Below are 24,876 nucleotides of genomic sequence, written 5' to 3' on the forward strand. Positions count from 1 at the left end.
GTCGGGGCACCTGAACCGTAGGAGCACGAGCGCCTCGAGAAGTCCAGTTCACGGCCTTGCCGTCGCGGGAATCGTGCGCCTCTGCGGGCATGTCGGGTGGGCGGTCGTATACCGCTGGCCCGCACGCGGACGGGGCGAGTCCGGGTGTTGTGGCTACGGTAGGCCCGTGGCAGAACGACTCACCGGCGCTGAGTTCATCGCCCGAGCCCGCGAAAAGCACGGCGACAGGTACGACTACTCGTTCGTCCAGTACGTCAACAGCCAAGCCAAGGTGACGATCATCTGCCAGGAGCACGGCGAGTTCCAACAGGCACCGGCGAAGCCTCTTCACGGGCAGGGGTGCGGCTCCTGCGGAGGCCGGGCCCGGCTGACCACCCAGCGCTTCATTAACAGGTCTCGCCGGGCTCACGGCGATCGGTACGACTACTCACTGGCCGAGTACGTCAACAATCGCAACCCAGTGACGATCTTCTGCGGCGATCATGGGCGATTTCAGCAGCGACCAGGAACTCACATGGCCGGCGGGGGTTGCCCGCGATGTGCCGACCGGGAACGTGGCCTGGCCCGAACAGGCACGACGGCTGCCTTCCTCGCCGCGGCCGCTGAGGTGCACGGCGACCGGTACGGGTACACCGAGGTGCGATACGTCAACAGCGAGACCAAGGTAACGATCATCTGCGCTGAGCATGGCCCGTTCGAGCAGTTGACCGGCGGCCATCTCCGCGGTGTCGGCTGTCCGGCGTGCGGCACCGTGCAGCGAGCCCAGCGGCTCACCAGCTCGACGGAGGAGTTCGTTCTGAAGGCACGGGCAGTCCACGGCGAAGCCTACGACTACTCGCGGGTCGAGTACGTCAAGTCGCGGCTCAAGGTCGCGATCGGCTGTCCAGCCCACGGTGATTTTCAACAGACCCCGAACAGTCACCTCAGTGGCGGCGGTTGCCCCAACTGCGCGCAGGAGACCATCACCCGCGCGCAGACCGACACCGCCGAGTCCTTCATAAAGAAGGCGCTTCATGTACACGGAGAGCGGTATGACTACTCGCAGGTCGAGTATCTGCACAGCCAGATCAAGGTCACGATCCGCTGTCGCGAGCATGGTCCGTTCCCACAATTCCCCTCAAGCCATCTGATCGGCTCCGGTTGCCCGAGGTGCGCGCACCGGGCGGTTGGAACGGCAAACGCGGACACGACGGCATCCTTCGTCGAGAAGGCGCAGCGTGTCCACGGTGAAAGGTACGAGTACACCCAGGTCGAATACGTGCGCAGCCAGGTGGAGGTCACGATCGTCTGCCCTTGTCGACGACGCGCTGAGACTGACCCTCTAGCGGCGGATTGGGACTGACCCCTCCGAGGCTGGAGGGGTGATCGTATTGGAAGACTGGGCTGAGATCCGTCGGTTGCATCGGGCTGAGGGTGTTCCGATCAAGGAGATCGCGCGTCGGCTGGGTTTGGCGCGTAACACGGTCCGTTCGGCGCTTCGGGCTGAGGCGCCGCCGTCGCGTGAGCGTGGCCCTCGTGGTTCGTTGGTGGACGAGGTCGAGCCGCAGATCCGGGCGTTGCTCGCGGAGTTCCCGCGGATGCCGGCGACGGTGATCGCTGAGCGGATCGGGTGGACGAAGTCGCTGACGATCCTCAAAGCGCGCCACAGTCCGTCCAACGCGTACGCCCCGCCCAACGCCCGGGAGTCGATAAACCGCAGGTCCGCCGAGGTGGCCGCCACCTCCTGGCCCGGCTCCAACAACCGACACAGCGCCGCGACCAGCCGCCGGATCCCCGCAACGTCCAGCTGGTCCTCCCGGCCGAAGGAGTACAGCACCTTCGTCCGCGACACCTTCGCCACCGGATCCCACTCGTTGTGGGCCAACTGCAGATAGCCCACCGCCCGACCGTCCGCCACACGCCGAGTCGAACGCTTCACATACACGATCAGCGATCCTAGTGACCCGGCCACTAGTAGATCAAGAGAAAGCCCCACGTCGCTGCGGATAATCACGCTAGCCGTGTCACTAGGGACTTTCGGAGCTTCCGCCAGACCGCAACGCTCTGACCAGCAACAGGACCGGTGGACGTGTCACAGGAACCCGATTATCTGTGGAAGCCCGGTCAGACGGCGCGTCGGTGGCGTCCAGGGGTTGGGGATCACGCTGCGGCGTCGGTACCGAGAGACGGTGACCGAGGCCGGGTTGAACAGGGTGAACTGTCCGTCAGTGATCGTCCATCCGCCGGCCATGAAGCGCCGTCGGAGGTGCTTCCACGTCAGGCCCTTGTGCCGTTTGCGGATCCAGATCGCTGTCCGGCGCCAGGTGAAGGCACCGAGGTAGCTGAAGGTCCGCTTCGACACGCCGTGCTTGAAGTAGTTGCTCCACCCGCGTAGTACACCGTTGACGCGTTCCAGCAGGGCGGTCAGGTCGGCCTGTGCTGAACTGTGAGTGAGCGCGCGGACTTTGTCCTTGATCGCGGTGACCGCTTTCTTGGACGGGTACGTGTATACGCATCGCCTACCCGTGCCTCGTTTCCGGTGCCGCTGGATGCGGAACCCGAGGAAGTCGAAGCCCTCGTCAATGTGGACCACCATGGTCTTCGGCGGAGACAGGCGCAGGCCCATCCCGGCGATTACCACGGCCACCTCGTCGCGTAACTGTTCGGCATCACGCCGATCGCCGTGCACGAGGATGACGAAGTCGTCTGCGTAGCGCACGAGCCGCCAGTTCGGCTGGCCGTGCCGGCGGCGTTTGGCCCGCAGACCTTTCGTTGACATCGCCGTCTGCCATGCGTGCTGGGCGAAGTCGTCCAGCACGGACAGGGCAATGTTGGCCAACAGCGGAGACAGGATGCCCCCTTGCGGCGTCCCGGTGTGTGTTTCCTCGCGGGAGCCGGCTTCCGTGAGGATCCCGGCCTTGAGGAACGCTTTCACCAGGCTCAGTACGCGCCTGTCTCCGACGCGTCGACGCACGCGCGCCATCAGCGCGACGTGGTCGATCGAGTCGAAGCACGCCTCGATGTCCGCCTCCAAGATCCATTCGTATGACTTGGATGCCAGAAGATGGATGTCGGCGATCGCGTCCTGAGCGCGTCGGCGAGGCCGGAAACCGAACGAGCACGGATGGAAGTCCGCCTCGAAGATCGGCTCCAGCACCAGCTTCAGCGACGCCTGCACGACCCGGTCCGCGACGGTCGGGATCCCCAACCGGCGCTTCTTGAGACTGCCCGGCTTCGGGATCATTCGCTCCCGCACCGGAAGCGGCCGGAACTGTCCCGACCGCACCGCCTCCCGGATCATGCCCATGAAGGGTTCCGCACCGACCAACACCTGCAGGTGATGGGCGGTCAAGCCATCCACACCAGCGCTACGCGAGCCGGTATTGCTCCGCACCCGATCCCACGCCACCATCAGGAACGCGGGATCAGTGACAAGGTTGAACAGATCATCAAACCGACGAGAACCATCCTCGCCTGCCCATCGATGCAGTTTGGTCTGAATCTCCAGTACCCGCCGCCACGCCTCATCGAAGCTCGGCCACGGCGCGCCGGTATTCACCAGCGACCTCCTGGCATGACAATCCCTCCCCGCGAGCCCGCTGCCCGCCTTCGCCATGTGGACGGCTTTCCCGCCCTCGGACCACTACGCGGACTCCGCCCCGTCCGGTGCCCCGGCCAGGTAACGTGCCCTCCCATCTCCGCCACGCTGGCTGCTGTGGCGGTGGGTGCACACCGGACGGTTCCCACGTTCACTACCGATCGATCGACGGAGGAGGTGCCCGACTTTGCCCCTGCGGCCTGCTGCGGGTACGCCGTAGACCTTCCCCGCAACCACCACGACGAGGGGAATCAACCCCGCCGTGGTGTCCACCCGGACGGCGCTAGCCCGGATGGTTCGTCCGCGATCCCGGCCCATATCCGCCAGATTTGAGCCGGTGGTGGAATTAAGAGGCTTTACACGTCGGTTCCTCACGTACACCTTTCCGTCTCGCTTGCCGAACCTGAGCCGTCTGGCAGTGCCAACCCATCCCGGCGTTGTCGAGGCCGCTTCCCACCCTCCCGCGCGTTCCCGCGGTCAGGCTGCCTCCAGCTTCACGCCCACTGCTACGACAGCGAGCGGGTGAAGGTCTCCCACCTCCACTCGATCAATAGCGCCTCGCGGCGCACGATCCCGTTCCACCAGCGCGCCGCCACATCCTCCACCAGCGAATCGTACAAGTGTTCGATCGGTGGATGATGTTGGGTAGCGAGGTGGCCGGGCTGGGGTGGTGTCGTTCCCTGGTCGGAGCACAGGCCGCTTGGCTTTCGGCCGGTCGGCAGCCCATGCTGACGTCACTGGTCCGGGGGGAGAGGGCCGTCGTACTGGAAGATTGGCGGGTCGACCTCGCCGGCGCAGCGCAGGTAGCGGTGCTGCACCGGCTGGCTGGGATGATCTCGGGCACCGAGGTAGGCGCCGCTCTGCGGCAGGACGATGGCCTGCGGAGGAGAGCCGTCGTCGTCAACCTCAATGTGGGTGATGCGGCCGTCGGCAGGTCCGCCGAGCAGCCATACCTCGACGGCGGGCATCAGCGATCCTCCGTCAGTGTGGCGGCGGCTGTCAGCAGCCCGGCGACGGCGGCGATCAGGGCGGCCGTCGCGCCGACGAGGCCAGTGACACCGGCGAGGTAGCGCAGCGGTGCCGGTGTATCCGTGCGAAGCGTTCGGCCGTGCCCGCCCCTGGTCATGGCTGTCCTCCATCCCTTCAGGGATCGATGGGACATAGCGTTCCTCCGAGGTACTTCAGCAGGGCGTGGCTCTCGGTATCAACCGTCGCGGCGTCGCCTGTGGATAAGTCAGGTGCTCGTGGAGACGGAGCGACTCGTGGCCAGCCTCTGGGTCATATTGTCCAAGTGGTGTCGATCCGGGCCGTGGTGCGCGTTGAGGGGCCCCTCGACTCGGCGGCCGGTGCCTCTCAGGCTACGAGGTGAACCAACTCGTTAAGGCTCTGCCGGATGCTCGACCAGCATGAGCGCCGCAGCGAGAAGCTGACGAAACCGGGACCGATACGTCAACCCCGCCGCCACCACCGTCCGGGCGCGGAGGTCGGCAGGCGTCCAGCCCCAATCGCTGGCACGACGGACGCGTATCAGACTCCGGCCTGACACGTCGGCGACTCGCAGCAGAATGTCGTCGTCCGCCCTCTGTGTCGCTTGGATCGAGCCGACGATCCGCACCGGCTTGCCGACACGGAATGGGCCAGGCCCGGAGTACGGCAGGGCTGTGTTGCTGGTGGAAAGGTCCAGTAGGCAGCGGGCGACGAGCGAAAGATTTACGTCGGGCGCTATTCGAAGCCGATCCAAAGTTTGGAGAGGCTCGGCCGCCCGGTCGCGGGTCAGGGCGTTCCAGCTGTCGGCATGTGCGGCTATGCGGGCCAAAAGCACCGCCGTCAGCGTGTCGTCGACGAAGATCAGCCGGCTCTGCCACTTCCCAACAATGTGGTCGTGTCCGATGGACGCGAACTCCTCGGCGATGGCGGCCGGTGGGAAGTCGACCTCAGTACGCAGCAGTCGATCCTCACTGGCACCCCGATCGGCTGCGTCCAGCCCGATTTTTTGCTTGTCGTGGATCATACCCCTGCGCCACGCCACGAAGCACGCCTAACCTTCGCGCTTCGGCTGACTGACGATGATCGTCGGCCGCCGTTCGGAGAGCACGAACACGGGCTCCGCGAGTGAACCGCCGAGGGAGAGATCGAACCGCATCGGGTCCGGACTGTCCTTGATGAACTCATGGACAATCGTCTCCTTGGGTTCTTCGACGTCTAGGGGTGCGTCCGGCGAGATGCCGAACCCCCAGCGCTCCTCCTGCCCGCCGTGACGCTTGATAATTAGTGTCGCTTGGAGCGGTTCGCGTGCCAACCGCTACCCCCTCAAATTTTGCCGCTCGGCATGCCAGCGCCGGTGTCGAAAATATCCGCAGTCAGCGGTTGGTTCCTCGTCGCCTCGGCGAAGGCTGCTATCGCCCGGTCGCGTCGTGCCACGTCGGTGATGAGATTGATCTGAACCCTGTAACCCTCGGCCAGTCGGGACAACAGCGGGAACGTTTTGATGTCTATAGCGGACCGAGCCGGCCGGAACCCGTCCGGACCGTACCGGATGTTCGTCACGTAGTCTTCATCCTTGCCGCGCAGCGCTCGCAGGGCGCGTCCGTACCGGTATAGGACTTCATCCTGATCATGGGCATTTGAGGCTAGGTGGCGAGCATAGCCCGGCCAAGACCTGATGCAGATGAGGTCGAATCCCGCCTGATGCGGATCGAGAAAATCCACATCATCTTTGACCGCGTGGATGATCGCCGAGGTAACCCGGCCAGTGTGGCCCGCGATGTCGTTGCTCTGAGCCACCCATCGGGAGAGATTGTGCAGAGCGGTGCTAGCCCGGACACTGAAGCTCTTGCCTTCTGCCGGGTAATCCAGCAGTTGGTCGAGTGCCCTGTCGATGTTCTCATCAACCCGGATCTCGCGCCCCACGCGTCGCTCCTGGACGTATTTGACGACCGCGAAGATGCCCGCAATGGCGGCCACCAGCGCCGCCGCGAGCGGAACGAACGGGCGCCACCGCCCCTCTGCGCTAGTTTCCTGTCGCAGCTTGGCAACCTCGAGGTCCCTCTTCACCTCGTCGAGGGCGGTCGATGAGGTGGGCAGTGGACGGGTGGCTTGGCCGACACGCTTGCCGCCGGTTGCCAACACCCCGACCACGACCGCGGTCGAGAGCACGACGATCAACACCACCGCCATCGCTCTTCGTCTCATGGCCCGCCCTTGGCCTCTGTCATCCGATCACATTGAGTATCCAACTCGAAGCAAGCCGTCGCCTCCACCGGTCGGCCTAAACCGACTGGTCAGGCTAACGACCTCGTGCGCGGTTGCGGGAGGGCCAGCGCCCTATTGGCAGGACTGGCCTGTCTACGAAACCGGCAACCGGCTCAATGAGACCAGCCGCACCACCCACCAGCGGGACCACCACCCGCCGCTCCTCCCAGACGCTTCGGGGCTCACATGAGGGCTCGTCCTCGGTCCTTCTCCCGTGTGCATGTCGGCTATCTGTCACTTCGCTGGTGCTGCCCATCCTGTCTGGTTCGGTAGCGCGGTGGATCGCTCCGTCCAGCGGGCGAGTGTGGGGGAGTGCTCGTGACCGTCATGCTTGGTCCGGCTTGGACGCTCAAGCCGGATACTCCTGAGGACACCGGCCGTCAGCCGCTTGCCGTCGAAACTGTGATCGGGGCGCATGCCGCGGCGTTGATTCCCGGCGTCATCACCACCACTCCTCATGCCCGTTATCTGGCTCTGCACGCTCGCCTCGCGATCGAGGCACAGCGGTGTGGCTGGACCGATAACGAGGGGTTGACAGCGTTCCGTGCGCTGGTCCGGCGCAGCGAGGTCGTCCTGGGCGCGGTGTCCATCGCTCACAGTGAGGCAGAGGACGGTCACCACCTACGGGCGGGGTCTTTCGGGGTGCACGGCGTGAACACGATCAGGCCTGAATTGCAGCGTCACCGTGCCGTGGATGTGGGCCGGCTCGCCGACACGTACAGCCGGGTTCGGGGCGGCTATCTGCAGACGTATGCGGGGATCGAGGCCGTGCTCGGCCTCACCAACGGGGGACGAGTCCCTCTGCCCGGGCCGGCGGCGGATACCGACCAGCTCGCCGTCCTCGACGAGATACTGAAACTGGCGCAACGGGAGAAGCCGCTCTCACTGGCGGACCTCGACGCCCTGCGTCACTTGTGCGTGTGCGCCATGGGCGACGCGTCCGACGGTGAGTGCGTCCGGAATGCCTACTTCGCCGGCCCGGAGCGCCCCGGCTACGCCCAGACCCATCGGAACAGCGCGGCGCTGCTGGTCGGGGCGCTCGCTGGCGAGCAGGTCGACGGTGAGTCGATCGACATGTCCATGGATCGGTGGTGCTGCTTCCGGCCGGGTCTGCGGGAGATGGTGGGCGAGGACCTGTACCTCCACGCCCTTGCCTGGCGCGGCGCGCTGCTGCGCAACTGGTCGGTCTGGGCCTGGCGGCTCATTTGGGCACGCTTGGTGTCGCCGCTGTCCGGCACCGGCACCCTGGAGCAGGCGATTACCGAGTTTGTCCGCGATCTTCCGGACGCAACCGTTCGCGAGGCCCTCGTGGACGGTCTTTCCCCGGTGATCGACGGCGTCGGCACCCCACTGCCAGTCGAGCACGACCTGTACGACGAAGCTTTGAACAGCGACGACTGGACGGTGTTCGGCATGCTGCGGCTGCTCGCCGTAGGCGCCCGACGTTTGGACTACCTCGACCCGGTCACCCGGGATGCCTTTGTCGGCGCGTTCTCCGACGACCTGGGACCTGGCTACGTCGCCGCGTGGCTGGCCCGCGACGGTCACCGGCCGCTGGTCGATGCCGTCTCCGACCTCGCGGGCGCGCTGTTCCATCGGGCCGAGTCGGTGAGCCGGCAGAAAATGCAGTGGACCCGGTACGGCCTGCGGCTTCCCACACGGCTGCGGCGCGTCGGAGACCGATGGCGCCTAGAAGGCAGGGAAGGCCGAGCGGCGGTCTCTCTGCGGCTGCCGACCTTCACCAACGTCATGCAGCAACTGGGAGTGCTCTCGCAAAACGGCGACACCTGGCGGGCCGGCCGGCACGCCGATGAGGTGACGTCGTGACGGCATGGGAGGAACTACGGGGAGCGGCACCGCCCGCGCTGCTCCGAGGCCGGCCGCTTACCGACGCGGAGGAGGTCCTCGTCCTCACATACACCTGCGACCTGTCCTTCTTCGAGGACGTCTGCCTGCGGGAGGCACAGGCCGTCCGGGCCCGCACGACGATCCTGTACGACGCCGACCACCTCACCCAGGGACCCCGCCGGGCCGACTACCTGGCCCTCCCGGTCGTCTGCAAGCAAGGCGGAGCCTTCCATCCGAAGCTCGTGTTGATCGCCTCTGAAACGGACGGAGTGGTGGCCATCGGGTCCGGCAACGCCACCCCGTCGGGCTGGCACCACAACGCCGAGGTCTGGACGGTGCTGCGCGGCGCAGGCACGACAGTGCCGCAGCTATTCCATGACCTCGCTGCCTGGCTGCGTCGACTGCCCGCCGCCGTCTGGATGGAGAACCTCGGCCGGGAACGCCTCGAGCGCGTTGCAGAGCTGCTCACCTCCCGCCCGGCAGAAAAGACGTCCGGCCAGCCCGTGCTCGTGACGACGGCGGCACGTCCGATCATTGAGCAACTCCCGGTGCCGAAGACGCCCATCACCTCGCTTGCGGTCGCCGCCCCGTTCTTCGACCCGCAGGCGGAGGCGCTGCGCCGGCTGGTCGGCCGCTTCTCACCCGCCGAACTGCAGCTCCTGCTCACCCGGGACGTCCAGTGCGACCCGGACGCCCTCGCCCAAATGATCAAACGGGTACCTACGAGCGTGGTCGCTACCCCACAAAGCAGCCGCTACCACCACGCGAAGATCGTGGAATGGACAACGGATAGCCGGTCATGGGCGTTGACCGGCAGCGCCAACTGCAGTAAGGCTGCCCTGATCAAGACCATGGCCACGGGTGGCAACTGCGAACTGGGCCTGCTAACCAGCACCCCGGCCCCATTGATCTCCGCGGTACCCGCACACGAAGTGGACCTGGAACAACCTGCAGGCCTGCACGTGCGGAAACCCGCCGAAGGTGTCTCCTCCGGGTGCGCCCTGCGCGTGCTCGGCGTCCGGGTAGGCGCAGAGAGCGTGGAGGCCACGGTCCTCACCGACGACAACCAGGTCCCGGCATGGCTCACGGTGGAAGGGCTGCGACTCGACCACAAGCGCAGTGAGGGCAAACTCCACCTCTATGCCGGTGTCCCGGCTCCCGGCTGGTCCAGCGCGTTCGATGGACGTGCCACCACCTGTGTTGCAACGGACACGGGCGCGCAGATCCGCGACGTCGTGGTGACCGACGTGCCCGCAGCGCTGTCACGGATCGACCACCCGTCTCCGCTGGAACATGCGTCGTTGCCGTTCGTCATCGCCGACCAGGCGCACCTGGCCGCGCTCTTCGAGGCGCTCGCCCATCTCGCTTCGGTCCGCCCGGACCGCATCGTCGCCTCGCCCGGTGTCGACCGGCGCCGTCAGGTGGAAAGTCGAATCACCGCAACCGTCGGTCCTGCCCTGCTGCGTTTCGCCCTCGGCATGGACGGCCGACGCAGGCCCGCGTCGCCCGACGAGGAGATCTTCGACGGCTCGGATGACGAGAACGACACTTCGTGGCCCACCCGGCAGGGCGACACCGGGACGGCGGACGCCGTCTCACCGGCGCGACCGGAAACCGTCACGACCGTGCTCGACGCTCTCACTGCAGGTCAACGCACCCGCCTACGACGTCAGATCCAAGAACTCGTCAATGCATCGAAGGAATGGTCGCTGCCGGCGAAGCTGGCCGTCAGTCGACTGGTGTTGACCCTGGTCGCCGGCGGACTCTGGGTTGATGCAGACGACTGGTCCGACCTCCTCTACTGCGTGATGCTGCAACTCTGGATGACCGACCAGGAAGAGAGCCTGGATGACGAGCACGCAGCCCTCGCCACCATCGGGCTCGTGGCGCTGCGCACCGGCATCGACCGACGAACCGAGCCGGACAGCGAACTCGTCGCACAGTTCGAGGACCTACGGCAGGCGTACGTGGAGTGGACCGACTGGCTCGCCGCGGTGCCGGAAGAGACGGTCCGACGGTATGCCGCCGGCCTGAGCGGGCACACCTTCGGGGTGCTGTTCGGGCAGACCAACTTCGTGACCGAACTCGACTGGATTCTGCGACGCTCGGCGTTACACGACGCGGTGGACCGGCTCGACGGCGCCCGGCTCGACGACTCCCTCGTCCGCGTCGCACGCGGCCGGACCACACGCCAAGCGGTGATCGCCGCCCTGGACGCTCTGCGCGACTTCCCCGACGTCCAAGTGGTGTCTGACGACGAGCCCGCGGTGCACGGCTGGTGGAACGGACGCCGCCTGCTCCTGGTCACCCGAACGGGTGCCGGCTGGCGGGCCGAGATCTGGTTGCACCTGATGACCGGCATCGCCGCCTACTCACGCGGCACGCCGCTACGCCCGCCAAACCGACGCTGGGCGCCATCCGGACCCGACGATGCCTTTGCCTCGATCGGCCTCTGACACGAGGCCGAGGAACCCGACCGCGCGTGTTGGGTGAACGAGTTCGGTGCCCCGGACGCCAGTACGCCATGGTCCGGCAGCGGCGCTAGCATTGCAGTTGCCGAAAACTCGTCCACGCAGGTCATGCGGCATGCTCGTACTCGTGAACGATGCCGCCGGGGGGCTGGCGTCTTTGTACGTTGAGGCAGGTCAGCTTGTCCGGATCGGCGATCGGTGCGGGTAACGAGTACAGCGAGCGTGTGTTCGCGACGCCCTGGTGTGGTCGGTGTTCGTTGTAGAACTCTTCGAACTCGCGCAGGGCGTAGAGTAGGTGCCACTAGTTCCAGATCAAGGTCCGGTCGAGCAGTGTGCCCACTCATGCGTGAGGCCATGCCGTCCCATGTGTAGCGCCAGCAGATGCGATCGATTGATCTTGAATCTGCACGCAACCTCTTGTCCATCGGCACCCCAGGGACGGTTGAAGACGCCAAAGTCCGTGCCGATCGGCAGTGGCAGGTGGGCGTCATCAGGGGCACCGAACACCACCGGCACGCACACAAGCCTGAACGGGCTTGCCGAATCAGGCACCAGCTGACCAGGGCCCCCGCAGGAAAGGCTGCTGGGAACACAGCCGACGTGGCCAGCTTTCGTCATCACCCCGATAAGCCACAAAGCTTGCGACGCGTATGGGGAACCTCTCGTGGACCAACCAAACGTGCACCGTCTAGTGATTGGAAGCCGGCGTCTATCGCAACCGGCGCGTACCCGATGTCGTGTAGCCAGGCGGCAGCCACCAAACACTCACCATCATCAACCAGAATTGCCGGTTGCTGAAGCCTTCGCCGCGAGAGCTTGGATGCGCTGCCATCCCGAGGGAGCGCGGCTGCCAACTGCGAGTGAGCTACGGCCGATGCCACTTGGCCAACCTTGCCACCCCTCTAGCCTCCGCTCCTGCTGGTCTTGTCGATGTAGTTGTTGAGCAGCACTGAGCCCTTTCCATCGTGACGGTGCAGGTCACGGTCAGGTTGGGTCCCAACGTTGACATAGGACGAAGCTCACGGGCAGACAGCAATCGACCAAGATCGGATGCTCCAACCGAGAGCCTTGCTGTGCTGCTCGACCTCCCAGGTCCGCGAACCGGTGTCCGGGCCACCGTCGACCATGATGACTCGATCGCCGGGGGCGCTAGGTCGTGAAACGGCTGCAGGCGTGACTGCCAGACGTGCCACACGATGGAGACTGGCTCGGTGAGCAGGATCTCGTCGGGCATTACCTGCTTCTTGAGGTAGCTGACGGTGACAGCGTCGGACGACAGGTCGGGCATGGCGGGTGGCACCTTCAGTACGGCGGACCGGCGCATCGTGAGCCAGCGTGGAATGCAACATATCCGAGACCTCCGACAGGATTCGTCTCCCAGCTCTTTGTCGTTTGTGAGCAGGACATCGTCGCTAGCGTCGCCAGGCCCGCCGGCGATGAAGTTCATGGTGCTGTCACCCATGAGCCCGGTCGATCCTGGTGCCATCGAGGACACTCTTGGTGTCGGCACCGACTGTGTCGGGCTCCTGTGAGCGTGCCAGGCCGGACCACCATGCCTACGCGGCGCCGATGCCGGCCGTCTTCCCGAATTGCCGGGCCTCTGCCGGGCACAAGAGATCGTCGCCGGTTCGCGTAAAGTCCTCGCATGCAACCGAGGGCGTTCGAGCAGCACATCGCGGTGTTCGGGGAGAGTGGCAGCGGCAAGACCGTCCTGCTCTCATCGTTCTACGGGGCCGCCCAGGAGCCGCAGTATCTGAAGCGGAGCCTCTTCCACATTCTGGCCGAAGACATCGGCCAGGGTAACCGGCTGCACAAGAACTACCTCGGCATGAAGGAGGACGCGACGCTGCCGCTCACCACCCGGTTCGCCGCCACGTCGTACGCCTTCAAAGTACAGATGAAGGACGGGTCGGATCCCGCGGCGGCGAAGTCCCGGCCCTTCGACGTGCTGCGGGTGGTGTGGCACGACTATCCGGGTGAGTGGTTCGAGCAGTCGGTGCAGAGCCCGGAGGAGGCCCAGCGCCGCGCCGACAGCTTCCGGTCCCTGCTGAGCTCGGACGTCGCCCTGCTGCTGGTGGACGGTCAGAAGCTGCTCGACAACGCGGGCGAGGAGGATCGGTACCTCAAGTCGCTGTTCAGCAACTTCCGCAACGGCGTTCTGTCGCTACGGGACGAGCTGCTGGAGGACGGCAAGCCGCTCGCCCAGTTCCCGCGGATCTGGGTGATGGCGCTGTCGAAGGCCGACCTCTTGCCGGACCTGGACGTCTACCGGTTCCGTGATCTGCTCGTCGCCAAGGCCTGCGACGATCTAGAGCAGCTGCGCGAGGCCATCGTCGGGCTGGTGGAGGGCCGCGAGGCGCTATCGATCGGCGAGGATTTCGTGCTGCTCTCGTCGGCGAAGTTCGAGCCGGGCAAGATCACGGTGACCGAGCGCGTCGGGCTGGATCTGATCCTGCCGCTGTCCGCCATCCTGCCCTTCGAGCGGCACCACCGGTGGCACGAGTTGACGCAGCTCCCGGCACGCGTGTTCGAGGGTCTACTCGGCCGTGCCGGCGACTTGGCGTCCGCGCTGCTGGCCAGGACCAAGCTTCCCGGCCCGCTGGGCCTGCTGATGAACATCGTCGGTCCCGATCTCCTCAGTGAAGCGGCGAAACTGGCCGGGGACAAGCTCCGGGTGGCCAACGCCGAGGCGCTGTCCAAGAAGGAGTTCCTCTCGGCCACGCTGACCGGCTTCCGGATGGATCTGGAAAAGGGCGAAGAGAGCCAGATCCTGATCCGGAGCGTGCGATGAGCCTCATCTGGGCCACCCGCGGCCGGGCGTGGGGTTTCCGTTTCCTCCTCACCGGTGGATTCTCGGATCCCCTTTCGGAGTACGAGGCCGCTTTCGCGGACGCCGGTGATGCGCCGGAGACCTGCCACCGTGCCGGGGACCGAGTTGCGTTGCGCATCGCGGACCCGCTGGGGCGTAAGGATCAGTCTGGCCGGGTGATCCCGCACGAGTTCGTCGTCTGGGAGCCGCAGGCCGCGGAGATCCATTCGGCGGCGGACGGTCTCGCGCTGGTGTGGCCGCAGGTGGCCGAAGAGTTCGAGCGGGTCTGGGAGACGCCCCGGCCGCCCTTGTGAAACCGATCGCGGGCGTCCCGGTTCGCAGCGACACCGATCGCACACCACCGCGAGTGGTTCTGCGGGACTGACGACGAGGTCCTGCTAGGCAACGACGAAGTCGCCAACAAGGTCGACCTGCTCCGGTGTCCGGATCCGCTGCATCCGTCGTGCGGGTGCCCCGTGTACCGATCCTTGCGAGACAGCATCGAGAGGCCACCGCCGCGTGGGGTTCCGGAGACGGTTGTGCTGACCGGGAAAGGGCTGCTACAGGTTCGGTCAGTGCGCATGCCGTGAGGCGTGCAGAGCGTGGCGGCAGCTGCGGTTGGGCGGTCAGGCATGGCGGGGTTGTCGGCCCCCCGTTTACCCCCCGAAAACCATGGCCAATCGTTGACGAACGGTGACAAGCGGCGATCAGCGCTTGGCGGTGTCTCTGCAGCTCAGCGACCACTTTCGGCAAGCAATGACAACCTTGATTCGGCTACTGTCGGTAACAAGGGGTCGTCGGTTCGAATCCGGCCGTCCCGACGCAGGTGAGGGGCCATCTCGAAAGATCGAGACGGCCCCTTTGTCGTACCTGGGCGACTAACAACTCCTAACTCTTTGAGCGTTGGAGTCTGCGCCAGCAGATGATGGCGCAGGCGAGGGTGAGGAAGGCTTCGTGGATGTCGTCGCGGATCTCCCAGCGGATGCGTAGCCGGCGAAACCAGTGCAGCAGGGCGATGGTCTGCTCGACGACCCAGCGTCGGGTACCGAGCCCGGACCCGTGGCCGATGCCGCGTCGGGCGATGACCGGGGTGATGCCCTTGGCCCGTAGGTCTCGCCTATAGCAGTCGTAGTCGTAGCCCCGGTCGGCGTAGAGCCGGCCGGGTCGTTGCCGGGGCCTGCCGCGGATGCCCTTGATTTGGGGGACCTTGTCGACCACTGTGGCGATGCAAGCCCTGAACATGTACTTCGATGTCACCATGCGAGGAAGCGATGATCCGGATTGACCGGTCAGGCGAGTGGACGCCCGCCTGCGGGGCGGTAGGCGCTTCGTAGGAATTTGAAGGCCGTGGACCAGGGATCATCGATCGAAGACCTCCCTGGTCTGTCCGGCGCCCGCCATCCGGGATCGCCACGGCCACCTACGGCTGCCGATCAGTCGCACCGCGCTCATGGTGGCGCCCTACCAACGGCGGTCATCGCCTCGCTGCCCTGAGCAACCGCCAGGCATGGTCAGTAACCGCGCGACACGACTGGGCGCCAGATGGCGCCCAAGTACTCACCCCCTCGCTCACCGGAGCTGAGGTGCGGCAATCTACGCTCGCCCGATGATCGGGAACCTTGACGCGGAGCAGCGGTTCATTCTGGAGCACCTGGACTTCAAGAACGGCTCGGGCTATTTGACCGAAATGGTGGACGAGTGGAGCCTCGTCGCCGACTGCGACCGAGACGCCGCTACCTCGGCCCTGAGCTGCGCGGTCGAGGAACTGGAGCGGCGGGGCCTCGCTGTTCGGGAGGATTCCGACTCCGGTTACGAGGAGGAGATCGAGATTCACAAGGGAACCGAGATACCCAAGCTGCCTTCTCTGGAGGAAGCTACAGCGGCGATGGCGGAGGCCCTCGCGAATAGGGCCGCCGGCACGTTGAAGCCGCCGCCAGTAAAGTCCGAGGCCGAGACGGAGGTCGAGGAACTGAACTTCGAGATTTTCAGCCTGGCCTACACGCGCTGGAACCGTCCTGACGACGCCGACGACCGCCAAATGGCCGTCGCGGAGATGGACTGGGATACGGCGCGCGTGAAGATTCTTGAGCTGCGTGCTCGACGAGCCGAGCTGGCGGCGAAGTCGAGGCCCGTGTAGTTCCACCCTCGAGGAGACCCCCGGTCAGGTGTACCGGCGAGGTCCGGCGGCGTCGCTCCCCGCTGAACCCTCCAACGGAAAGCGGTGGCCACCGAGCCACCCGGCACCGGATGGCCAGGGGCCCGGCAGGGTCACCTGTCCCGGACGGGTGGCCACCGAGCCGCCGGCGTGGCCGTGCCTCTTGTGGCACATCTGCGGCTGGCCACCGATCAGCTCGTGGACCGGCCGTTCAAGGAGCGCGACCGTGTGCGGGCCAGGTCGACGAGCCGCCCGAGGTCGGCAGTGACGGTCGTCCGGCGTGTCGACGAGTCCACCGCCGGGAGGGGGCATGGTTATGCGGGCACCATGATCTCGTCGATGCCCCCGAGTAGTTGTTGGACGCGTGGTGGTTTGCTGAGTGCGTGATCGAGCGAAGCTCTCTGCGGCATATCGGCACTAATGAGGACGTTAGACACCTCGTCGGCATACTCAATGATCTCGCTGCCCAAACGTGGTACAAGGTGTCGGTCGGACCGTCGCGGGGTCTAGCCTTCGGCGAGGAGTCGCTTACCGACCACAACCTGTTCGAGCTGGATCGACGAGCTGCTCCGATCGAGGTCTACAAGTTCGACAAGGCCGAGGAGCCCTACAATGGCGCCGACTTCGAGTGGTGGATAGGAAGCGATGACACGCACTGGCTTGGGCTACGATTCCAGGCCAAAAAGCTTGACGATGATGGCATCTATGCCCAGCTCGGCCACCGCGTCAGGGGTCGTCGGCAGTACGAGCTGCTGCTCGAGCAGGCACAGAGGGATAATATCTGGGCGTTCTATTGCTTCTATAACGGCTGGCCTGGCTCGTGGCCGGAGGGCGTTTCCAACGCCGGCTGCCGAAACCGCAGCAAGCCGGCAGTGCCACTACCGCATGGCAGTGAGCAAATGGGATGCGTGCACGCTTACCTTGAGGACTTCGGCTGTGCGATCGCGCCCGCGAGTGCCGTTGCCCGCCGTCACCAGGGAGAACCCCGGAACGGCCGTAGGGCGTTGGAGGAGCACCTACGCTACAGCCGGCCATGGTCGCATCTGTTCGGCGATCGCAAGAAGGACCTTGGGCTGCCAAGTCAAATCGTGCGGGAACTCCCGGCTCAACTGTGGAACTGGGCGCGTGCGGCCTCGGACGTCGAAGGTAATGGCCGATTTGAGAGCGGGCTTCCAGAAGGACGGGGCGTTCATCAAGAGCTCCCAACCTGGCTGCAAGCACGACGGGCGGGCACAACGAGTCGAGAAGGCTACCGACCTGCGGTCGCCGTTGTCTTCAACGTGAGCTAACTTGATCTTTAACCCGTTCGGCGTGGACGGGGATTCGCGGTCTTCGTTTTCTTGGTGCCCGGTTGGTTGGTCTTCTTGGTGGTCGCGATGTGGACGTCGTGGCGCGGGGTGGGCTGGGTGTTGCGGCGGCCGGGTGGCCGTCCAGGGGCTCTGTTGCATTGAGTGTCGGCAAGATCGAGGCAGACTTGAGCAGTGCAGTCATCGAGCCAGCCTGACCCGTGGCTGCCACCGAAGTCGGCGTTCGCCGGGTTCCGGTTCCCGCCAGAGGTGATCGTCGTCGGGGTGCGCTGGTATCTGCGGTTCAACCTGTCCTATCGCGATGTGGAGGAGTTGCTGGTCGAACGTGGCGTGGGGGTCGATCACGTCACGGTGTTCCGGTGGGTGCAGCGGTTCACGCCGCTGTTGGCCGACGCCGCTCGCTTCTGCCGGCACTCGCCAGGCGACAGGTGGTTCGTTGATGAGACGTACGTCAGGGTGAACGGTGTTTGGCGGTATGTGTACCGGGCGGTCGACCAGGACGGGCAGGTCATTGACGTGCTGGTCTCGGCCCGCCGGGACGCCGGCGGCGCCCGGCGGTTCTTCCGACGGGCGCTGTCGACGTTGAAGGTGACACCCGTGGAGGTGGTCACCGATGCCGCCGCGGTCTACCCGGGCGTGCTCGACGAGCTGATCCCGTCCGTGTGGCGCCACGTCGAGCAGTACGCCAACAATCCGATAGAGGCTGATCACAGCCAGCTGAAACAGCGGTTGAGACCGATGCGCGGGCTACGAACGGACAAGACAGCACAGGTGATCATCGCCGGCCACGCCTTCAGACAGAACCTCCGCCGTGGCCACTACGAACTCGCCGTCGACGCCCCGCCCTCTCTGCGGGTCGCTGCGGCGTTCGCCGAACTCGCCCAAGCGATCTGACCACGGACCCGACACCCGGCTCAACAGTCCGCCGATCCGATACCGCAACGGCGCCGTCTCAGTCGGGCGACGAGGGCGCCAGTTCCCGTAACGGGGAGCAGTAAATAACCAACCTTCGATCAGGGCACGTCGATCGTGTATTCGGCGGTGTGCACCCTCCCGTCGACCTGGAAGTCGAAGAAGGCCCGGTAGCGGCCGGAACTCGGGCTGGTCAGCCAGAACTGGACGGTTCCGTCGATGAGTTCCTGCTCAGGGTGAACATGCACGTATCCGAGGTCGCCCTCACGGACGACGACCAGATGCCCGTACGCGCCCAGGTATCGCTCCAGCTGCGCAGGCGTGGTTGTGTCGGCGCGGCTGATCCGAAATTCCATCGGCGCTGTCACGCCCACCGTCGGCGTGCCGGTCATCGACACCGCGTACGGACCAGCCGTCGCCTGCGCCTGCGCCGGTGGCAGCGCGGCGGGGGTGTGCGCGCCGGGCACGGTGTGGTCGACGCCCAGCACGAGAGGCACCTGAGTGCCGTTGGCCGCGGTGACGGAGAAGTCGGCGTAGACGCGGTAGCCGCCGGGCCGGGCCAGCGTCAGGGGGACGCTCCAGGTGCCGTCGGGTGCCATTGTCGGATGCAGGTGCTGGTAGCCGCTCAGGTCGCGGCCCACCACGATCATGTGCAACGGCTTGTCGTGGACGACCGCGAAGCGCGTCGCCGGCTGCCGGTCGGTGCCGACGATGCGGAAGCGGTAGTCGGCGCGTACCCCGACGGGTTGGGTTCGTTCCAGCGGTTGCAGGGTGTACCCGCCGGCGCTGACCGTCGTCCCGGTGACCAGCGACTCGCCTGTCGCGCCGTCACCCCGGTGCGTGTGCGGTCCGGTGCCGGCCGGGTGTTGGTGTCCGTCGTTCGCGGACAGCGCGGGATCCGAGGCGGCCGGGCCGCCCGCCGGGGGCCGGGTGGTGCCGGCGGCCGGGGTCTCGGTGCCGCTGATGCGGGCCAACCCGAACCCGGCGAGCAAGGCCAGCACCAGCCCACCGACCAGCAGCGCCAGGTGAGTGTTGCTCAGCCCGGACCCGGGTGTCACGGTGGCGGGGTCCGGGTCGGGCCGTGCTCCGGAGTGGACGGGCGGTCGAGTGTCCGTCGTGGCGGGGGCCGTCGCGTCCTCATCGGTCGGATTTGGATCGACCGCGACGCCCGTGCGAGCCACGACGACCGCGGTGTCCTTACGCGCGGCCGGCACGGTGCTGGGCCGGCGCTTACCGCCCGTGCTCTGCGTACCGTTGCCGGTCGCCGCACCGGCCTTGCTCCCGGACGTCTCGCCGTTGCCGGCCTTGCGCCCGGCGGTCTTGCCCGCGCCGGTCCTGCCGCCGCCGGTCTTGTTGATGGGGCGAGCGCCGGCGCCGCGACCGGGGGCTGCCGACGAGGTACGGCCCCGGCCGGTGGGTCTGCCGGTGGGAGCCGTCCGCCGATGCCAGACGACGAATCCGGCCACCGCCGCTGCGGCCACCGCCGCCATGCCGGCCCAGGCGAGCGCTCCCGGACCGTTCTCCTCTGCCGAGTCGGTCGATGGGGCCGCGACTGCGGACGGCGGTACCGCCGTCTCGGCGGCTACGGTCGGCACCGCCGAGACCTGCCCGGATGATCCGTGTTGCTCCGTGGCGGCCAACAGCGCAGGGTCCGGCTGGGTCGTCGGAGGGCGCCACCCCTGCGGCGCTGCCGTCACCCGCCCGTTGTAACGGAAGGTCAGGGTGCCGCGCACGGTGTCGCCGTCCGAGGCGACCGACAGGTAGCTCACCGAGTACTGGCCTTTGGCCGGTAGGTGCGCGACCGCCACCGTCGCGGGGAACCCGGTCGTGTACTCACGTGGCTCGAACTGGCCGTTGACCAGGAAGTATTCCCGTACCGGCTTGTCCAGCGGCTTCGGCTCCCCGTACGACCAGCCGTTGTCGACCCGGATGCCGCCCGGGGCGGTGATGGTGAAGAACGCGTTGGCTGCGGCCTTCTCGGTGAAGTACAGCTGCACCGACGTCAACGGCTCGCTCACCGTGGTACCCGCCGCTGGCGTGGACATCGCGAGGGTCCCGTGGGCTCCGGCGGGTTGGGCGGACGCGAGCAGAGCGACCGCCGAGGCGAGGAGGAGCGCGAGGAGGCCCGAGAGCGCCCGCACCGGAGTCTGAGGGAGACGGCGCATCTGAATATCTTCGCCGTGGTGAGACTTTTTTCAAGAGGTGCTGGACTTTTTCCTCAGATGACAAAAGTCGGCCATCTCTCGGGGTCGTCCACTCGCTGCCGTTGACGACGACCGCGACCGTGGCGATTTCCTGTTCTACCCTGGTCCCTCTCGTGTTGCGTGATGTTGGGTTCGCCACCGTGGAACCGTCCCGACAGGCGGGTTCACCGCCGCCGGGGTGTTCGCGAGCCCTTACGATAGATAACGGTGTTGGTTCGCCGAGGCCCGATCGGTCGCGGCGTCGTAAGAGGGAACCCGGTGCGAAACCGGGACTGCCCCGCAGCGGTGAGTGGGAACGACCGCCGTCATCAAGCACTGGGCCGCGAGGTCTGGGAAGCGACGGCCAGTAGGCGACCGAACAGGTCACGCCCACGAGTCCGAAGACCTGCCAGCGCCGCGCACACCACCCCGGTGTGCGCCGCCGACGGTCTCTAGGGACGACCGGGGCGGAAGCCGGTGCGTTGTCGTACCCCTTCCTTCCCGCTGTCTCCTGGGTCCTCGGGCACTTCGAGGGAAGGAACCCATGAACACTGCATTCGGTCAGAGCACCGTGCTCGGCTATCCGCGTATCGGCGGCAACCGTGAGCTGAAGAAGGCGGTGGAGGCCTACTGGGCGGGAGGTATCGACGCCGAGGGGTTGGAGACGACCGGCGCCGCCCTGCGGGCCGAGGTCTGGCGGGCGCTTCGGGACGCAGGTCTGGGCGCGATTCCGTCCAACACGTTCTCCTACTACGACCACGTGCTCGACACCGCCGTGGCCGTCGGCGCGATCCCGCAACGTTTCTCCCGCCTCGGTCTCTCCGCGCTCAACACCTATTTCGCGATGGCCCGTGGCGTCGACGCCGAGCCGGCGCTGGAGCTCACGAAGTGGTTCGACACGAACTACCACTATCTGGTACCGGAGATCGGTGACGACACCGCTTTCGCCGCGAACCCCGCGAAGGCGCTGCGTGAGTACCGGGAAGCCCGTGAGCTGGGCATCGAGAGCCGTCCGGTGCTGGTGGGACCGGCCACGTTCCTGCTGCTGGCCAAGCCCACCGACGGGAGCGGTGAACCGTTCGATCGGCTGACGGACCTCATCGACGTGTACGCCGACCTCCTGCGGACCCTCGCCGAGGCTGGGGTGCAGTGGGTACAGCTGGACGAACCCGCCTACGTCAGCGACCGCAGCCCCGCAGAGATCGCCGCCCTCCGCGACGCGTACACCCGGTTGTGCGCCGTGCCGCAGCGGCCGAGGATCTTCGTCGCCACCTACTTCGGGGAACTCGGTGACGCGCTGCCCGCTCTGCTGAACACGCCAGTCGAGGCGATCGGGTTGGACCTGGTTGCCGGGCCCGGCAACCTGCATCGGCTCGCCGGAGCGGGTCAGCTACGTGGTAAGACAATCGTCGCGGGGCTCGTCGACGGACGTAACATTTGGCGCACCGACCTGCGAGCGGCGATCAGCTCCGGTGCCGCGGTGACGGGGCTCGCCGACCACGTCGCGGTGTCCACCTCGTGCTCGCTGTTGCACGTGCCGGTGGATCTGTCCGTCGAGACCGCCCTTGATCCGGACCTGCGCGACCGCTTGGCTTTCGCCCGGCAGAAGGTTGATGAGGTCGTCCTGCTGGGTCGGGCGCTGCGCAATGGCACCACGTCCCTGCCCGCGCAGCTGCCGCCGGCCCCGGCGACGTGGCACGACGACAGCGTGCGAGGGCGCCTTGCCGCGTTGCGGGGCACGGACCGGCAACGCGGCGCCTACCCGCACCGCGCCGCCGCACAGCAGGCCCGGCTGAACCTGCCGCCGCTGCCAACGACGACCATTGGCTCGTTCCCGCAGACCGACGAACTGCGCCGGGCCCGCGCCGCGTACCGGGCTGGCCGGCTCAACGAGGTTGGTTACACCGAGCGGATGCGGGCTGAAGTCGAGCGGGTCATCCGACTTCAGGAGCGGTTGGGTCTGGACGTGCTGGTGCACGGCGAGCCCGAACGCAACGACATGGTCCAGTACTTCGGCGAGCAGTTGAGCGGGTTCGCCGCCACCGAGCACGGCTGGGTGCAGTCCTACGGCTCCCGCTGCGTACGCCCACCGATCATCTACGGCGACGTGGCCCGCAAGACACCCATGACGGTCGGCTGGTCCACCTACGCCCAGTCGTTGACCGACCGGCCGGTCAAGGGGATGCTCACCGGTCCGGTGACGATCCTGGCCTGGTCGTTCGTTCGGGCCGACCAGCCGCTCGGCGACACCGCCGACCAGGTCGCGCTCGCCTTGCGTGACGAGTGCCGTGACCTCGAAGCAGCCGGTATCCGGGTGATCCAGGTCGATGAGCCGGCCCTGCGTGAGACGCTGCCGTTGCGCAAGGCCGACCAGAAGGCGTACCTGGACTGGGCTGTCGGCGCGTTCCGCCTGGCGACCTCCGGCGTCGCCGACGACACCCAGATCCACACCCACCTGTGCTATTCGGAGTTCGGGGAGGTCATCACCGCCATCGACGCTCTCGACGCCGATGTCACCAGCATCGAGGCATCCCGCTCGAAGATGGAAGTCCTTGATGACCTCGCCGCGATCGGATACCGCCGGGGTGTCGGCCCCGGGGTGTGGGACATTCACTCTCCCCGGGTGCCCTCGCATGCCGAGGTCGTCGAGGCGCTACGACGGGCAGTGGCGGCGGTCCCCGCGGAGCGGCTGTGGGTGAACCCCGACTGCGGTCTCAAGACCCGCGGCTATGCCGAGGTTGAGGCATCTCTCGAACACCTGGTCGTCGCTGCCAACGAGCTTCGCGACAGGTGAGGGCCGTGCCGGGCGGACCATCGACTGGTCCCGCCCGGCACGTCGGCACGGTGGCTTCGGTAGTGATCCGACGCGCCGCTCACGGCCGGCACGTTTCGCCACCACCTGCAGCGAATGTATGGGTCTGCGGCACCGATAGGTGACATCCGAGTTGGCTTGCCCTGGCGGCGGGCATGCCGGACGGCGGTCATCCAATACCGCGAACGTTAGTGGTCGAGGCAGTCGCTACGCCGCTGCGCGCCCGACAGTAACGGCATCACCGCGAGCGACACCGCGGCCAGGGCCAGACCGATCGTGGAGTGCTCCGCGCGGTCGGCGCCGACGAGCGCGCGTACCGACTCGACGGACACGTACGCGGCGAGGGCGAAGAACGACAGCGCGATGATCCGCAGGGCGGTGCGTTCGCGGCGTTCGTGGTTGGGGCCGGAGAACTGCCAGGCGACGGCGCCGGCCGAGGCCACCTCGATGACGGAGTCGAGCCCGAACCCGATTAGCGCGGTCGAGGACGCCATCGTCCCGGCGCTGATGGCGATGACCGCCTCGACGACGTTGTAGGTGATCGTCGCGGCGACCTTCGCCCGGCCGCGTACCGAGCGGTCGGACCGGTCAGGCGGGCAACCGAGCCAGCTCGGCCGCGACCGGTCGATGACAACGAACCAGTCGACGTCAGGCCCACCTGCCTCGGCGGCGGCAAGTCCTTGACGATCAACTAGACTGGCTGGTGGCGCTGGTTCGCCTGGTCGTGACCGGCTGGGCGTCGTAAGAGGGAACCCGGTGGAAGTCCGGGACTGCCCCGCAGCGGTGAGTGGGAACGACCGCCGTCATCAGCACTGGGCCAGCCGGCCTGGGAAGCGACGGCCAGTAGGGGACCGGCACGACCGGTCAGGCCCGCGAGTCCGAAGACCTGCCCGCGCTGCGTACACAACCGTGTGCGCTGCCGTCGGCCTCGCGGGTGGGCTGACCGGGTGACGTGTCGCGCGGTGTGCGCCGGTGCGTGCTCGTCAGCGTGTCCGCGGTTCCGGTGGTGTGGTTTCCCGAGGGACGGACTACCGCTGTGCACGACACCACCACGATCGCCGGCCGCGCGCCGTCGGCCTCGCACCTGACCCTGTCGCAGATCATGGATCAGCATCACACCAACCTGATGGGTACGGTGCACGGCGGCCGGATCCTCAACCTCATCGACTCGGTGGCCGGTGTGGTCGCCGCCCGGCACTCCGACGGCCCGGCGGTGACCGCCGCGATCGACGAGACCGCGTTCCTGCGCGCGGTCCGGGTCGGTGACGTCGTGCACGTCGACGCCCGGATCACCTGGGCCGGACGCAGCTCGATGGAGGTGGCTGTCAAGGTGACCGCCGACCGGTGGGACCGGGCGGTGCCGCCCACCGATGTGGCCACGGCTCATCTGGTCATGGTCGCGATCGACGACGACGGTCAGCCGCGTTCGGTGCCGCCATTGCTGCCGGAGACTGACGGTGATCGGCGGCGGTACCGCGAGGCGGAGATCCGCCGCGAGCACCGGTTGGCCCTGCGGCGGGCGCTGCTCGACGGCACCGAGGAGGGCTGAG

At 66.8% G+C, this 24,876-nt stretch carries 17 protein-coding genes, 3 pseudogenes and 2 riboswitches; of the genes and pseudogenes, 11 read left to right on the plus strand and 9 right to left on the minus strand.

Annotated elements, in window-relative coordinates:
- Positions 1–166 precede the first annotated feature (166 nt).
- Both ABZ780_RS22080 and ABZ780_RS22085 read left to right on the plus strand, forming a co-directional pair.
- Positions 167–1,342, plus strand: coding sequence for a hypothetical protein (locus ABZ780_RS22080; RefSeq protein ID WP_357487226.1), 1,176 nt, complete (start codon positions 167–169; stop codon positions 1,340–1,342).
- A gap of 19 nt (positions 1,343–1,361) precedes the next feature.
- Positions 1,362–1,643: pseudogene (locus ABZ780_RS22085) on the plus strand (helix-turn-helix domain-containing protein); the annotation flags it as partial.
- A gap of 428 nt (positions 1,644–2,071) precedes the next feature.
- Here ABZ780_RS22085 and ltrA read toward each other — a convergent pair.
- From ltrA to ABZ780_RS22115, 6 genes are all read right to left on the minus strand, one after another.
- Positions 2,072–3,538 (minus strand): group II intron reverse transcriptase/maturase, encoded by a 1,467-nt coding sequence (gene ltrA, locus ABZ780_RS22090; RefSeq protein WP_357487227.1) that lies wholly within the window; start codon positions 3,536–3,538, stop codon positions 2,072–2,074.
- A 773-nt stretch (positions 3,539–4,311) separates the two neighbouring features.
- Positions 4,312–4,545, minus strand: a complete 234-nt coding sequence (locus ABZ780_RS22095) for a hypothetical protein (RefSeq protein ID WP_357487229.1) — start codon at positions 4,543–4,545, stop codon at positions 4,312–4,314.
- The gene (locus ABZ780_RS22100; protein WP_357487231.1) at positions 4,545–4,703 is read right to left on the minus strand and encodes a hypothetical protein; all 159 of its coding nucleotides are present in this window, start codon (positions 4,701–4,703) and stop codon (positions 4,545–4,547) included. Before ABZ780_RS22100 ends, ABZ780_RS22095 begins: the two co-directional genes overlap by 1 nt.
- A gap of 252 nt (positions 4,704–4,955) precedes the next feature.
- Positions 4,956–5,588 (minus strand): hypothetical protein, encoded by a 633-nt coding sequence (locus ABZ780_RS22105; protein ID WP_357487232.1) that lies wholly within the window; start codon positions 5,586–5,588, stop codon positions 4,956–4,958.
- 27 nt (positions 5,589–5,615) lie between these two features.
- Entirely contained in the window at positions 5,616–5,876 is a 261-nt protein-coding gene (locus ABZ780_RS22110; protein WP_357487234.1) for a hypothetical protein, read from the minus strand.
- Between the two features lie 11 nt (positions 5,877–5,887).
- Positions 5,888–6,754: a hypothetical protein gene (locus tag ABZ780_RS22115; RefSeq protein WP_357487236.1), complete on the minus strand. Its 867-nt coding sequence runs from the start codon at positions 6,752–6,754 to the stop codon at positions 5,888–5,890.
- 393 nt (positions 6,755–7,147) lie between these two features.
- Between ABZ780_RS22115 and ABZ780_RS22120 the strand changes: the two genes are divergently transcribed.
- From ABZ780_RS22120 to ABZ780_RS22135, 4 genes are all read left to right on the plus strand, one after another.
- Positions 7,148–8,656 (plus strand): hypothetical protein, encoded by a 1,509-nt coding sequence (locus ABZ780_RS22120; protein ID WP_357487237.1) that lies wholly within the window; start codon positions 7,148–7,150, stop codon positions 8,654–8,656.
- A gap of 263 nt (positions 8,657–8,919) precedes the next feature.
- Positions 8,920–11,133 carry a hypothetical protein gene (locus tag ABZ780_RS22125; protein WP_357487239.1) on the plus strand — a complete coding sequence of 738 codons (2,214 nt, stop codon included), beginning with the start codon at positions 8,920–8,922 and terminating at the stop codon, positions 11,131–11,133.
- Between the two features lie 1,660 nt (positions 11,134–12,793).
- Entirely contained in the window at positions 12,794–13,939 is a 1,146-nt protein-coding gene (locus tag ABZ780_RS22130) for a hypothetical protein (RefSeq protein WP_357487241.1), read from the plus strand.
- On the plus strand, positions 13,936–14,271 hold the full coding sequence (locus tag ABZ780_RS22135) for a hypothetical protein (RefSeq protein WP_357487242.1): 336 nt from the start codon (positions 13,936–13,938) through the stop codon (positions 14,269–14,271). The genes ABZ780_RS22130 and ABZ780_RS22135 overlap by 4 nt, the downstream gene beginning before the upstream one ends.
- Before the next feature lie 574 nt (positions 14,272–14,845).
- On the opposite strand, the pseudogene ABZ780_RS22140 reads toward ABZ780_RS22135, so the two are convergent.
- Positions 14,846–15,175, minus strand: a pseudogene (locus ABZ780_RS22140) (transposase); the annotation flags it as partial.
- Positions 15,176–15,563: 388 nt separating this feature from the next.
- Between ABZ780_RS22140 and ABZ780_RS22145 the strand changes: the two are divergent.
- The 3 genes from ABZ780_RS22145 (at position 15,564) to ABZ780_RS22155 (ending at position 18,313) form a co-directional block, all read left to right on the plus strand.
- On the plus strand, positions 15,564–16,094 hold the full coding sequence (locus ABZ780_RS22145; RefSeq protein ID WP_357487244.1) for a hypothetical protein: 531 nt from the start codon (positions 15,564–15,566) through the stop codon (positions 16,092–16,094).
- Between the two features lie 401 nt (positions 16,095–16,495).
- The gene (locus ABZ780_RS22150) at positions 16,496–17,401 is read left to right on the plus strand and encodes a DUF6615 family protein (protein WP_357487246.1); all 906 of its coding nucleotides are present in this window, start codon (positions 16,496–16,498) and stop codon (positions 17,399–17,401) included.
- Positions 17,402–17,623: 222 nt separating this feature from the next.
- Positions 17,624–18,313, plus strand: coding sequence for an IS6 family transposase (locus tag ABZ780_RS22155; protein ID WP_357487536.1), 690 nt, complete (start codon positions 17,624–17,626; stop codon positions 18,311–18,313).
- Between the two features lie 119 nt (positions 18,314–18,432).
- On the opposite strand, the gene ABZ780_RS22160 is transcribed toward ABZ780_RS22155, so the two are convergent.
- A complete protein-coding gene (locus ABZ780_RS22160) occupies positions 18,433–20,496 on the minus strand; it encodes a copper resistance protein CopC (protein ID WP_357487248.1) in 2,064 nt (687 codons plus the stop codon).
- A 233-nt stretch (positions 20,497–20,729) separates the two neighbouring features.
- Positions 20,730–20,943, plus strand: a riboswitch (cobalamin riboswitch).
- Positions 20,944–21,058: 115 nt separating this feature from the next.
- On the opposite strand from ABZ780_RS22160, the gene metE reads away from it, so the two are divergent.
- Positions 21,059–23,308 (plus strand): 5-methyltetrahydropteroyltriglutamate--homocysteine S-methyltransferase, encoded by a 2,250-nt coding sequence (metE, locus tag ABZ780_RS22165; RefSeq protein ID WP_357487250.1) that lies wholly within the window; start codon positions 21,059–21,061, stop codon positions 23,306–23,308.
- 224 nt (positions 23,309–23,532) lie between these two features.
- On the opposite strand, the pseudogene ABZ780_RS22170 reads toward metE, so the two are convergent.
- Positions 23,533–23,955, minus strand: a pseudogene (locus tag ABZ780_RS22170) (cobalt transporter); the annotation flags it as partial.
- A gap of 64 nt (positions 23,956–24,019) precedes the next feature.
- Positions 24,020–24,235, plus strand: a riboswitch (cobalamin riboswitch).
- Between the two features lie 127 nt (positions 24,236–24,362).
- On the opposite strand from ABZ780_RS22170, the gene ABZ780_RS22175 reads away from it, so the two are divergent.
- Positions 24,363–24,875, plus strand: a complete 513-nt coding sequence (locus tag ABZ780_RS22175) for an acyl-CoA thioesterase (RefSeq protein WP_357487251.1) — start codon at positions 24,363–24,365, stop codon at positions 24,873–24,875.
- Position 24,876: the final 1 nt, after the last annotated feature.

Source organism: Micromonospora sp. NPDC047467 (assembly GCF_040643095.1).
Taxonomy (GTDB): Bacteria; Actinomycetota; Actinomycetes; order Mycobacteriales; family Micromonosporaceae; genus Micromonospora.